This window comes from Arthrobacter sp. ISL-65, assembly GCF_018613795.1.
In the GTDB taxonomy this organism is placed as follows: domain Bacteria; phylum Actinomycetota; class Actinomycetes; order Actinomycetales; family Micrococcaceae; genus Arthrobacter.
Genome location: NZ_JAGGPN010000068.1, coordinates 31,326 through 43,426, shown reverse-complemented (window position 1 = coordinate 43,426; position 12,101 = coordinate 31,326). Strand labels below are relative to the sequence as shown.

Genomic DNA, 12,101 nt, shown 5'->3' with positions numbered 1-12,101 from the left:
CGCCTCCCAGCCGACGGTCCAAAGGCCGAAGGAAAACTTGTCATCACGAGTGGGCTGAATCGCCATTGAAATGCTCCGAGGTTAGTGGTTATTTGAGCGTTAGGAAAGTCAAAATGTTCCCAAAACGAATATGTTTCGATAGCAAACATATTCGGTCTTTTTTGTGGTGTCAAGCACTTGGTGGCCACCGGAAGGTCCCGCCGCCGCGCACTGCACCGTCTCTTCTGGGACATACAGCCGCGTCGGGCTGTTATGTTAGGCTGTGCACCAAACTGCGTTGGGCGAACATCGAACAAGAGCACGCCAACTCGGGGAATCAGCTCGTGACAGAACGTAAACGGGCCAGCAAACCACACCTACCGCGGCTCCCCGACCCAGCCGTCCGGCCAGCACACAGGAGCGGCAGGACCCAATCAGGTGCGCCGACCATGTAAGGGCGTTGGGATCCCACGATTCGCTCACTGACCTCGAGGACAACCGCGGGAACGCGCTGACGTCCTTGAGGGTCTGGACGACGGCTCAGCATGGACAGCGCACGGTTGTGGGACTGGGAGTCCCGTCCACGCCGCGTATCGGTTAGCCTTCCAGCGCCTGGATCCGGTAGCGCAGGACGTGCGCCTGGCCGGGCTCCAGAACAATGAGGTCCTGGCCTGAATTGAAAGCATCAGGCGGGCAGCTCATAGGTTCGACAGCCAATCCTTTGCGGTCGCGCAGTTCTCCGGAATACAGCTGCACCCAGGGGGCATCGGTGCCGGTGGATTGGAGGACTGCAGAAAGCCTCAGCGCGGGGTTGCGGAGCGTGACGTCCCACTTTCCCTTGGGAAGCGCGGTGAAGGCGTGGTCCAGCCGCTGCGAATCCAGTGTTCTGGCCACAGAGAAGTCGAACTCGGTTCCTTTGGAGTCAAGCAGATCAGTGGGCTGGAGCCTTTCGTCGGTCATGAGCACCTTGCCGGCCGTGAAGCTGAGCTCACAGTTGGAGATGTCCTCTCCCCCGGCGGTCATATAGGGGTGGGAGCCGCAGCCATAGGGTGCGCGGGACTGGCCACGGTTCTCGGCCCTAAGCTCTACCATGAGTCCGGAATCCGCCTCCAGTCTGTAGTTGGTCGAGAGCTCGAGCTGGAACGGGTACCCGGGCTCACCGTTAAGCCGGTGTGTGAGGGTTACCTCCTCAGGTGACTGCTGGCCCACCAGCCATTCACTCCACAGCACGAGTCCGTGCAGGGCACTGCCAGTGGCCGCCTCATTTACGGGCAGCTCGTATCGCTGCCCGGCAAATCCATATGCGCCGCTGTGCACCCGGTTCGGCCAGGGCATGAGGACCTTTCCCGCGTATGCCGGCGGCAGCCCGTCCGGAGGGAAGGGCAGGACGAGGTCTTGACCTTGGAAAGTGAGGCCATGCAGCCCCGCCCCTACAGTGGTCGCACTTGCCTGGTATTCCCCCGCCTCGAGAACGATCAGCTCCCCGTTGGGACTGGCGATTGTGGACATGCGGTTCCTTTCAGGAAGACGTTGCCGGTTAGGACGAGCCGCGTTCGGCACTGCCGTACTTTGGGGACAACGTGAGCGTTGGGGATTCAGGGCGTTTCAAGTGTTCTGTTGGTTCTGTTGGACAGTGCAGGACGCCAAAACCGTCCGGCCGGCGCGCGTTCCTCCGGGATGATCAAGTCAGCCCGGATGCTACGGCAGGGCACAGCCCGGCTTCGTCAGGAACGAGTCTGTCTGCTCAGCTGTGGCTGGTTACCGGCCGTGGTTCCGAGGATGATCCTCGGATTACCAGGTGGGTTGCCAGCTCCACCCGCTGGGAATCGAGTGCTTCACCGTGGATCTGCCGGAGCACAGCACGGAGCGCAGCGCGGCCCATCTCCTGAAGTGGCTGTGCGACGGAGGTGAGGGGCGGAATGGATTCCTCTGCTTGGTATGTTCCGTCGAATCCTACGAGGCTCAGGTCCTCGGGGACCCGCAGGCCGTTTTTGCGCGCTTCTCCGAGGACTCCGAGTGCAATGATGTCGCTGGCAGCGAAAATGGCGGTAGGTGGCTCCGGGAGACTCAGCAGTTCCTTCAGCCCTTGGGCACCGTGATCTGATCGGAAGCTCCCGGAGATGGTGTACGCGGGGTTCACTGTTAGGCCTTTGGCCATGAGGGCCGCCATGTAGCCGTGCAATCTGGCCTGGTTGCACTCGGCCGTTTCCGGTCCGCCCAGGAACCCGATACGCGAATGCCCCAGTTGCAGCAGGTGTTCCGTTGCAGCCTTACCGCCTGCCCAATTGGTGGCACCGACGCTGACGACGTCGGTCGGGGGTGGATTCATCGGGTCGATCACCGCCACCGGTATCTTCCGGCGCCGGAACGCGTGCAGCTGGGCGGCGCTGAAGGCGGATGTCACCACGATCATGCCGCCGCGGCCGGCATCGACCATTCTCTGCGCCCGTCGTTCCGGGCTTATCGGGGTGCCGCCCGCGTGGCTGGTTACGCTCAGCATCACTTCGACATCCGTGGCGCCAGCATACTCAAGCACCCCGTTGAGGATCTCCACGGAGTACGCGGACGTCAGCGCATCGAAAACCACCTCGACCACAGTTTGCCCCGGCGCAGAGGCCCTGCGCTGCAGCGGGGACTGATAACCCGACTCCTCCAGGGCAGCAATCACCCTGGCACGAGTATCCGGGGAGACATCCTCCCGCCCATTCACGACCTTGGAGACCGTGGGCGCCGAGACGCCGGCCCGCAAAGCAACAGCTGCCAGGGTTATTTTTTCCGGCCGAACGGTCATAGACAAGGCATCCTCGAGTTCCTTCGAAACATTTCGATGAATGCCATCATGCATCGCTTTCGAAAGGTGGTCAACCGCAATGGAGAGATTTACAGAGACCACGGCAAAAAAATATCTTGACTGTGACAGGGCTCACCGTTAGATTTACTTCCACTGGTCGCAACTTTTCGAAACTTTCGAAAGCGCACAGGTGCGACCCTACTGCTCAGACGACATGGACGGTCGGCCTCGAAGCCGGCGAGACAGTCCACTTCACACGTTACCGGGTGCCCAGCGTTGAGCCCGGAGGATGAACGGATACAAAATGAAGATTCGAAAGATGCGCTCTGCTGCCTTGGCAATTTCCGCCGCGGGAGTGGCGCTTAGTCTGGCCGCCTGCGGTTCTGCCGGTCCTGCCGGTTCAAACGTGAGCGGTGACTCGGCCACCATGTGGGGTCTGACCGGCGGTAACCAGCCTGTCATGCAGAAGTCCGTGGACTCGTGGAACCAGACGAACCCGGAGAAATCGATCAAACTGGATTTCTTCGCCAATGACGCCTACAAAACCAAGGTCCGTACCGCCGTGGGCGCCGGTGAAGGCCCCACGTTCATCTATGGCTGGGGCGGTGGGGTGCTGAAGTCCTATGTGGATTCCGGCCAGGTCGCTGACCTGTCCGACTTCGTCAAGGAAAACCCGAAAGTCAAGGACCGGTACCTTCCCTCGGTGCTGAAGAACGGTGAGGTGGACGGCAAGACCTACGCCCTGCCCAACAACAACGTCCAGCCTGTCGTCCTCTACTACAACAAGGAAGTCTTCGAGAAGGTTGGGGCGCAGCCGCCCAAGACCTGGGATGAACTGATGGCACTCGTGCCCAAGTTCAAGGATGCCGGCATTGCCCCGTTCTCCCTCGGCGGCCAGTCCAAGTGGCCGGACCTGATGTGGCTGGAGTACCTCGTCGAGCGCATCGGCGGGCCAGAGGTTTTCGCGAACATCGCCGCCAACAAGCCCGGAGCCTGGTCTGACCCTGCGGTGACAGAAGCACTGACAAAGATCCAGGAACTGGTTGATGCAGGCGGATTTATCAACGGATTCTCGTCCATTGCCGCCGACAGCAACGCCGACCAGGCTCTGATGTACACCGGCAAGGCGGCCATGATCCTCCAAGGCGGCTGGATCTACCAGGGCATGAAGAAAGACGCGCCCGACTTCGTCAAGAGCGGCAAGCTCGGCTTCACCACCTTCCCCGCCGTCGAAGGCGGCAAGGGCGACCCCGCGAACGTCGTAGGCAACCCCTCCAACTTCTGGTCCATCTCCGCCAAGGCCACGGATGCGCAGAAGAAGGCCGCACTGGACTATGTCAAGGATGGCATGTTCACCGACGCGGACACGAAGGCTTTGATCGATTCGGGGGCCGTGCCGGTGATCAACGGAATCGAAGACAAACTCGCTGCGTCTCCGGACAAGGACTTCCTGACCTTCGTCTACGGAATGGCCAAAAAGGCGCCCAACTTCACGCTCTCCTGGGACCAGGCCCTGAGCCCGGCCCAGGGCGACGCGATGCTGTCCAACCTTGACCAGATCTTCCTGAAGAAGATCACCCCCGAGCAGTTCGTCTCCACGATGAACGCGACGACCGGGAAGTAAGAGACCGTGACATCCCTCAGTTCTGCACCCCGAAGGGTCCGCGACGCGGGCCCCTCGGGGTGGCTGGCAGCACCGGCCCTTATCTTCTTCCTGGCCTTCGCGGTCGTCCCGCTCATCGGCGTCGTCTTCCTTAGCTTCACGAGCTGGAACGGGCTCGGCGAGATCAAGCTGGAAGGCCTGTCCAGCTGGACCACCGTCCTGACGGATCCGGTGACGGGCAACGCCTTGGTAGTAACAGCCAAGATCATGTTCTTCTCGTTCGTCGTCCAAGCGCCCGTCAGTTTGCTGCTTGGCGTGTTTACGGCCGGCGGGCAAAAATACCGTGCAGCTCTGGCCGTCCTCTACTTCCTGCCGCTGCTGCTCTCGTCTGCCGCAGTCGCGATTGCCTTCAAGGCCCTGCTGGACCCTAACTTTGGCCTAGGACCCGGCTTTAAGCTCCCTATCCTGACCCAGGACTGGCTCGGAAATTCGGATCTGGTGCTCTTCGTGGTGGTCTTTGTCATCGCCTGGCAGTTCGTCCCGTTCCACACCCTGATCTATCAGGGCGGGGTGCGCCAGATCCCGGCCTCACTCTACGAGGCCGCGGAAATCGATGGGGCGGGACGGTTCCGCCAGTTCTGGAACATCACCCTGCCCCAGCTGAAATACACCATCATCACGTCCTCCACGCTGATGGTGGTAGGCAGTCTGGCCTACTTCGACCTCATCTTCGTGCTCACCGGCGGAGGCCCCGGCTACAGCACACGGCTGCTGCCGCTGCACATGTACCTGACCGGCTTCAAGGCCAACGACATGGGGGCGGCCAGCGCCCTGGGCGTCATCCTCATCGTCATCGGCCTCGGACTCGCGCTGCTCCTGCAGCGCTTGGGCGGGAAGAACCGCAACGCAAGCCAACTGGAAGGTGCCTGATGGCCTCCACGACACAGCTCCCCGTTCCTCCGTCGCGGGTTACTGCAGACCCGGCAGCAGCACCCGTTGCCCGTACCAAAGGCCCGGGCCGGCAGCGTCCAAACCTCCTGGGCGGGGTGGGAGGCTGGCTCTGGCTCGCGATCATTATCATCCCGATCTACTACGTGGTGATTACCAGCTTCAAGAACCAAGCCGGATTCTTCACCTCCAATCCGATGCTTCCGGCCCCAGAACCTACGCTGGACAATTACAAGCTGGTGCTGGACAACAACTTCGTCAAGTACTTCACGAACAGCGTCATCGTCACCCTTGGTACAGTGCTCCCCGCCCTCGCCGTGTCTTTCATGGCCGCATACGCAATCGTCCGGGGTAAAAGCCGGTTCCTGAACTGGACGAACAACCTGTTCCTCCTGGGCCTGGCCATCCCCCTGCACGCCACCATCATTCCCATCTATTGGATGATCACGAGGGCGCACCTGTACGACACACTGCTGGCGCTGATCCTGCCATCCGTGGCTTTTGCCATCCCGGTCAGCGTCCTGATCCTGTCCAACTTCATGCGCGATGTACCCAACGAGCTATTCGAGTCCATGCGCTTGGACGGCTGCTCCGACTGGGCCATGATGTGGCGCCTGGCCCTGCCGATGACCAAACCGGCGGTCATCACCGTGGGCATCTACAACGCCCTCCACGTATGGAACGGCTTCCTCTTCCCGCTGATCCTCACCCAAAGCCCAGCCACGAGGGTGCTGCCGCTCTCACTGTGGACCTTCCAAGGCGAATTCAGCGTCAACATCCCCGCCATCCTCGCCTCCGTGGTCCTGGCCACCCTACCCCTCCTGGTGATTTACGTCGTCGCCCGCCGGCAGCTGCTCAGCGGCCTGACGGCCGGCTTCAGCAAGTAATTCCAGGAACTCCACGAAAGGACATAGAAAATGACTACCGCAAAGCCATTGCGGGTCGGCATGGTCGGCTACGCCTTCATGGGCGCGGCGCACTCCCACGCCTGGCGGACAGCGCCCCGGTTCTTCGACCTGCCCCTGCAGCCGCAGCTAACCGCCGTCGCCGGCCGGAACGCCGACGGCGTCAGGGCCGCAGCCAAAAAGCTCGGCTGGGAATCCGTCGAAACAGACTGGCGGCGCCTGATCGAACGCGACGACATCGATCTAATCGACATCTGCACGCCCGGTGACACCCATGCCGAGATCGCGACCGCCGCCCTCGAGGCCGGCAAACACGTGCTGTGCGAAAAGCCGCTCGCAAACTCCGTCGAGGAGGCGGAGCGGATGACGGTTCTGGCTGAGGCAGCAGCCAAACGCGGTGTCTTTGCGATGTGCGGGTTCAGCTACCGCCGCACGCCGGCGCTGGCACTGGCCAAGCGCATGGTGCACGAAGGCCGGCTGGGAACCATCCGGCATGTCCGCGCCCAGTACCTGCAGGACTGGCTCTCAGATGAGAACGCCCCCATGACCTGGCGGCTGGACAAGAGCAAGTCCGGGTCCGGGTCCCTGGGGGACATCGGAGCGCACAGCATCGACGCAGCACAGTGGATCACCGGGCAGAAGATCACCGGCGTTTCCGCACTGCTGGAAACGTTCGTTCCGGAGCGTCCCCTGGCCGGGGACCTGGTGGGCCTGGGCGGGCACGGCGACATCGGGCAGGACGCGCCGCTCGGGACAGTCACCGTGGATGACGCCGCCATCTTCAGCGCCCGGTTCGACGGCGGCGCTGCTTCAGCGGGCGCCATCGGCGTCTTCGAGGCGACGCGCTACGCGCTGGGACGGAAGAACGCGATGCGGCTGGAACTGAACGGCACCAAGGCGTCCCTTGCCTTCGACTTCGAGGACATGAACGCCCTCTCCTTCTACGATGCTGCCGAATCGCCCGACGCCGGCTTCCGCAGGATTTTCGTCACCGAACCCGAGCATCCCTACGTCGGCAACTGGTGGCCCACCGGCCATGGTTTGGGGTACGAACACGGCTTCACCCACCAGGTGGTGGACCTGGTCACAGCGATCGGCGACGGCCGCCAGCCGGAGCCGTCCTTCGCGGACGCCCTGCAGGTCCAGCGTGTCCTCGCTGCCGTGGAATCCAGCGCCGCCAACTCCAGCCAATGGCAAAAGGTCTGAGAACGTGAGCACAGAAGAAGGAATCCCGATGACCCGGCCTATTACGCTTTTCACCGGCCAGTGGGCCGACCTGCCGTTCGAGGAGGTGGCCCGGCTCGCCGGCGAGTGGGGCTTCGACGGCCTGGAGATCGCCTGCTGGGGCGACCACCTGGACCCGCGCCGCGCCGCCGAGGACGACACCTATGTCCAGGACCGGCTGGACATCCTGGAAAAGAACAACCTCCAGGTCTTCGCCATCGCCAACCACCTCACCGGCCAGGCCGTCTGCGACGACCCGATCGACGAACGCCACCAAGGCATCCTCGCTGCAGAAATCTGGGGCGACGGCGAGCCCGAAGGAGTCCGGCGACGGGCCGCCGAGGCAATGATGGACACGGCCCGGGCCGCATCCCGGCTCGGCGTGAAGACCGTAACCGGATTCACCGGTTCCTCCATCTGGAAGGCCGTGGCGATGTTCCCGCCCGCTTCAGAGGCCATGATCGACGCCGGGTACCGGGACTTCGCAGAACGTTGGAACCCCATTCTGGACATCTTCGACGAACAAGGGGTCCGCTTCGCCCTCGAAGTCCACCCCTCGGAAATCGCCTACGACTACTGGACCACCAAACGCACCCTGGAAGCCATCGGCCACCGCAAGAGCTTCGGCCTGAACTTCGATCCGTCCCACTTCATCTGGCAGGACCTGGACCCCGTGATGTTCCTGCAGGACTTCGCCGAACACATCCTCCATGTGCACGTGAAGGAGTCCGTGCGCCAGCTCGACGGGCGCAACGGCCGGCTCGGCTCGCACCTGCCCTGGGCCGATCCCCGCCGGGGCTGGGACTTCGTCACCGCCGGGCACGGCGACGTGCAGTGGAACAGGATCTTCCGCACCCTGAACGCCATCGGCTACACCGGTCCAACCAGCATCGAATGGGAAGACGCCGGCATGGACCGGCTCACCGGCGCCCCCCAGGCGCTGGCCATGGTGCAGGAACTTGCCCGGATTGCCCCGCCCACTGCCGCGTTCGACGCCGCGTTCGCAAGTCGCTGACGCAACGTTCAAAACTAAGGAATCATTTCATGACAGAAAACAAGACAGCCCTGGTGGTCCGGGGCGGCTGGGACGGCCATCAGCCTTACGAGGCCACGGAACTCTTCATCCCGTTCCTCAAAGACAACGGGTACGACGTCAGGGTCGAGGAATCCCCCAAGGTCTACGCCGACGCCGCCTACATGGCCGGAGTGGACCTGATCATGCAGTGCATGACCATGACCACCATCGAAAAAGACGAATTCGCCGGACTCCGCGCCGCCGTCGAAAACGGCACGGGCCTGGCCGGCTGGCACGGCGGCATCGCCGACTCCTACCGCAACAACTCCGATTACTTGCACCTGATCGGCGGCCAATTCGCCTGCCACCCCGGCAAGCACCCCGACGAGTGCGTCGGTGAGCAGTCCGACAACTACGTGCCGTACACCGTCAACATGCTCCCGGCCGCCGCGGACCACCCCATCACCAAAGGCATCGGCGACTTCGAACTTGTCACCGAACAGTACTGGGTCCTCTCGGACGACTACATCGACGTCCTCGCCACCACCACCCAGAAGGTCCGCGCGTGGGACCCCTGGAACCGCGAAGTGACCTCACCGGCCATCTGGACCCGCCAATGGGGCAAGGGCCGCATCTTCGTCGCCACCCCCGGCCATCACGTCGACATCCTCCAGGACACCAACGTCCGCACCATCATCGAAAGGGGCCTGCTATGGGCAAGCCGATAAACGTAGGAATCATTGGCTGCGGGGCCATCATCGCCCAGTACCTCACCAATTTCCGCCGCCTCCACGCCGTAGAACTGGTAGCGGTGGCCGACCTGGATCCCGCCCGCGCCCAGGCCGTCGCAAACGACTATGAGGGCGTTCGCGCTGTTTCAGTTGACGAACTCATCGCCGCGGACGACGTCGACCTCGTTCTCAACCTAACCATTCCCGCAGCCCATGCAGACATCGCGCTAAAGGCCATCGCCGCCGGAAAGAGCGTCTACGGGGAGAAGCCCCTCGCAGCTAACGTCATGGAAGCCCGGCAAGTGCTCGAGGCGGCTGCCAAGGCAGGTGTGAAGGTCGGGTGTGCCCCTGACACCGTCCTGGGCACCGGAATCCAGACCGCCCGGAAGGCCATCGACGACGGCCTCATCGGCGCCCCGATCAGCGCCACCGCCACCATGGTCACCCCCGGACACGAGCGCTGGCACCCCAACCCCGACTTCTACTACCAGCCAGGCGGCGGACCACTGCTCGACATGGGGCCCTACTACGTGAGCGCTCTGGTCACTCTGCTCGGCCCGGTCGTGTCCGTGATTGGCGCGGCCAGCCACACCCGCAACGAACGAACCATCGGGTCGGGCCCCCGGGCAGGTGAATCCATCCCTGTGACCACGGACTCCCACGTCACCGGCATCCTGATGCACGCCTCGGGCGCACTGTCCACGCTGCTCATGAGCTTTGACGCTGTCCAGTCCAAGTCCCCCAACATCGAAATCCACGGGGAGCTAGGCTCACTTGTGGTTCCGGATCCAAACCATTTCGACGGCGACGTTCAGCTGTTCCTCCTCGGCGCCGAGTCCTGGGAGACATTGCCGGTCTCCGCCGGTTACGTCGATTCAGGCCGCGGCTTTGGCATCGCCGACCTCGCCGCCACTGCGGCGGGAAGCGAACCACGCGCCGGAGGTGTACTGGCATTCCACGCGCTCGAGGTCATGGAATCCATCCTCGTATCGGCGCGCACCGGAGCCGCCGTGCCCATCCAGAGCACCGCAGCGAGGCCCGATCCTGTTCCCTTGATCAACCTCAACCAGGCAGCCACGGTGGAACAGACAATGCCATCCGAAGAGATTCGCCAGGAGGAAGTCCAGGCCATCAGTTCGTAGGACTGCGCAGATACGCCCCGCTGGCACCAGTCGGGGCGTATCACGTGTACGGGCAAACTGCTATTGCTGCGATTCCGACTTTCGGGCTCGCGGCGTTTGATGGCAAGGTGCTGGTTTCCAGCTGGGCGAGGCAGCGGAACAAGCAGCGATCCCGAAGGTCCAAGCCCCGTTTCCTCGGTCCCCAGGGTTCGGTTGATGAGCGGTCCGAGTTGGGGGCTGCTGATGGTGACGACGTCACCGTTCTTTTGGGTGAAGCCGAGGCCTTCGGTGTCGCGGTCCTAGGTGAGGGCGAACAGTGTTCCTGTGAACAGGGCGAACCCGTCGGGATGTTGGTGGCTGCTGTTCGCCGCTTCGATGGGCTCTTCGAAGGGGCGGCTGATGCGGGCCAAGTTGCGTGAAGCCCTCGGGGAAGAGCCGGATCAGCGGGCCGATGGCGCAGAATGCGTTATTGTCCTTGGCCGTGCCGAGCTGTCTGCGATCATGAAAAACTGCCTATAGGCGGCCACGAAAATGCCACTCACCGCCAGTAAAACTGCCCACCGGTGACCATGAGATCTGCCCACTTCCTTACTGCACCGACCGGGTCCTAAGCGGCGGGGGCCTCTCCCCTGGGTTTGATGACGGTGTCTAGTCGCACCAAATGTCGCCCAGGAAGAGGCCTTGTATGAAGCATGACGGAGAAATCATGGAAATTCTTGTTGCCTACGATCTGACCGGATCGTTGCGCGCCACGGCGAAGCTCACGGGATGCTCCCACCACACACTCTTGCCAGGCATATCGCTGCCCGGGACGACGCCGGCCGGCCCATCGCCGAGCCCACACCCCGGCCCGGGGCCACGGACGTGTTCCTGCCCAAGATAGAGGAATAGATCGAGGCGTCCAAGGGACGGATCTGCGCCGACAAAGCCCACGAAAAGCTCTTGGGCCTGGGCTACGAGGGGTCGGAGCGGCCCACCCCGCCGGGCCATCGCGCAGGTCAAGGCCGCGTGGCGGCTGGGGCATGTGCGGGTCCACCCGGCCATGGATCACCGAGCCGGGGATGTGGCTGAAGTACCCCGCCCAGAATCCGGAAACACCGGTCCAGTGCCGCGAACACGCTCGGCGCGGTCCGGTCCACTTCGCCCGCCACTGCGGGGTAACGGTGCTGACCTGCCAGCCGGCGGACCCCGCCGCGACGGGCGGGGTCGAAGCGAGCGTGAAACTGGCCAAGCCTGATCTCGTGCCCAGGACACCAACCCGCGGTGACTACGCGTCCTTCGGGGAGCTCGAGGCGGCGTGCGAGGCGTTCGTGGAGGAAGTAAACAACCGTGAGCATGCCGTGAGCGCGGACGAACACCCGGGCACCGAGCAGGTGGAGCCCCGGGGCTGTCACTGAGGAAAACCGTGCCCGGGAAGCGATGTCCCTGGTCACGGAACTGTGCGGCAGGCGCCGGTACCCCTGCTCGTCGAGATCCCGATCCTCCACTGGATCGGCAAGCACGCAAGGACGGTATTTACCGGCTCCTGGCCGCTGACCTGCGTGCCCATCATCGGGTCATCCCCGGTTGAACGCGTCATCGTGAACTTTTACTCGCCAGACATCTCCGCCCATTCCCACCCAATTGTTTGACTCAGCCCGGAGGCGCTGGGCTGGTTTGGCTACGCCGGCACGTCCGGGCTTCCCACAACGCCATCAGCAAAGGAACAGCAAGAATGAATGGACCAACGGGCTCTGTTCTGTGCAGGGGATCCGGGCATGAATGCCATACGAGCCGGATCAGCT

10 protein-coding genes and 2 pseudogenes are annotated in these 12,101 nt (G+C 63.0%); 10 read left to right on the top strand and 2 right to left on the bottom strand.

Translation table 11 applies throughout. The features are described from left to right. Window positions 1-576 precede the first annotated feature (576 nt). Together J7I85_RS24255 and J7I85_RS24250 are read right to left on the bottom strand one after the other, a co-directional pair. Complete coding sequence (locus J7I85_RS24255; protein WP_214858350.1) at window positions 577-1,488, bottom strand: aldose-1-epimerase; 912 nt, start codon at window positions 1,486-1,488, stop codon at window positions 577-579. Between the two features lie 235 nt (window positions 1,489-1,723). Next, on the bottom strand, window positions 1,724-2,770 hold the full coding sequence (locus J7I85_RS24250; RefSeq protein ID WP_214858349.1) for a LacI family DNA-binding transcriptional regulator: 1,047 nt from the start codon (window positions 2,768-2,770) through the stop codon (window positions 1,724-1,726). 304 nt (window positions 2,771-3,074) lie between these two features. Here J7I85_RS24250 and J7I85_RS24245 point away from each other — a divergent pair, with 304 nt between their 5' ends. The 10 genes and pseudogenes from J7I85_RS24245 to J7I85_RS26085 all read left to right on the top strand — a co-directional run. After that, entirely contained in the window at window positions 3,075-4,394 is a 1,320-nt protein-coding gene (locus J7I85_RS24245) for an extracellular solute-binding protein (RefSeq protein ID WP_214858335.1), read from the top strand. Window positions 4,395-4,400: 6 nt separating this feature from the next. Next, window positions 4,401-5,303 (top strand): carbohydrate ABC transporter permease, encoded by a 903-nt coding sequence (locus J7I85_RS24240; protein WP_214858325.1) that lies wholly within the window; start codon window positions 4,401-4,403, stop codon window positions 5,301-5,303. Then, window positions 5,303-6,208: a carbohydrate ABC transporter permease gene (locus tag J7I85_RS24235; RefSeq protein ID WP_214858323.1), complete on the top strand. Its 906-nt coding sequence runs from the start codon at window positions 5,303-5,305 to the stop codon at window positions 6,206-6,208. The genes J7I85_RS24240 and J7I85_RS24235 overlap by 1 nt, the downstream gene beginning before the upstream one ends. A 30-nt stretch (window positions 6,209-6,238) precedes the next feature. Next, complete coding sequence (locus tag J7I85_RS24230) at window positions 6,239-7,432, top strand: Gfo/Idh/MocA family protein (protein ID WP_214858322.1); 1,194 nt, start codon at window positions 6,239-6,241, stop codon at window positions 7,430-7,432. Between the two features lie 28 nt (window positions 7,433-7,460). Continuing rightward, entirely contained in the window at window positions 7,461-8,465 is a 1,005-nt protein-coding gene (locus J7I85_RS24225) for a sugar phosphate isomerase/epimerase (protein ID WP_214858320.1), read from the top strand. 29 nt (window positions 8,466-8,494) lie between these two features. Continuing rightward, window positions 8,495-9,193, top strand: a complete 699-nt coding sequence (locus J7I85_RS24220; protein WP_214858318.1) for a ThuA domain-containing protein — start codon at window positions 8,495-8,497, stop codon at window positions 9,191-9,193. After that, complete coding sequence (locus J7I85_RS24215) at window positions 9,178-10,338, top strand: Gfo/Idh/MocA family protein (RefSeq protein ID WP_214858317.1); 1,161 nt, start codon at window positions 9,178-9,180, stop codon at window positions 10,336-10,338. Before J7I85_RS24220 ends, J7I85_RS24215 begins: the two co-directional genes overlap by 16 nt. Window positions 10,339-10,382: 44 nt before the next feature. Then, the gene (locus tag J7I85_RS25845) at window positions 10,383-10,736 is read left to right on the top strand and encodes a hypothetical protein (RefSeq protein WP_214858315.1); all 354 of its coding nucleotides are present in this window, start codon (window positions 10,383-10,385) and stop codon (window positions 10,734-10,736) included. 266 nt (window positions 10,737-11,002) lie between these two features. Beyond that, window positions 11,003-11,394: pseudogene (locus J7I85_RS26090) on the top strand (IS21 family transposase); the annotation flags it as partial. A 62-nt stretch (window positions 11,395-11,456) separates the two neighbouring features. After that, a pseudogene (locus J7I85_RS26085) lies at window positions 11,457-11,663 on the top strand (IS21 family transposase); the annotation flags it as partial. Between the last annotated feature and the right edge of the window lie 438 nt (window positions 11,664-12,101).

Bases quoted from the DNA above. Each gene is read 5' to 3' on its own strand.
- J7I85_RS24255 (WP_214858350.1), bottom strand. From the start codon at position 1,488: ATGTCCACAATCGCCAGTCCCAACGGGGAGCTGATCGTTCTCGAGGCG.
- J7I85_RS24250 (WP_214858349.1), bottom strand. From the start codon at position 2,770: ATGACCGTTCGGCCGGAAAAAATAACCCTGGCAGCTGTTGCTTTGCGG.
- J7I85_RS24245 (WP_214858335.1), top strand. From the start codon at position 3,075: ATGAAGATTCGAAAGATGCGCTCTGCTGCCTTGGCAATTTCCGCCGCG.
- J7I85_RS24235 (WP_214858323.1), top strand. From the start codon at position 5,303: ATGGCCTCCACGACACAGCTCCCCGTTCCTCCGTCGCGGGTTACTGCA.
- J7I85_RS24230 (WP_214858322.1), top strand. From the start codon at position 6,239: ATGACTACCGCAAAGCCATTGCGGGTCGGCATGGTCGGCTACGCCTTC.
- J7I85_RS24225 (WP_214858320.1), top strand. From the start codon at position 7,461: ATGACCCGGCCTATTACGCTTTTCACCGGCCAGTGGGCCGACCTGCCG.
- J7I85_RS24220 (WP_214858318.1), top strand. From the start codon at position 8,495: ATGACAGAAAACAAGACAGCCCTGGTGGTCCGGGGCGGCTGGGACGGC.
- J7I85_RS24215 (WP_214858317.1), top strand. From the start codon at position 9,178: ATGGGCAAGCCGATAAACGTAGGAATCATTGGCTGCGGGGCCATCATC.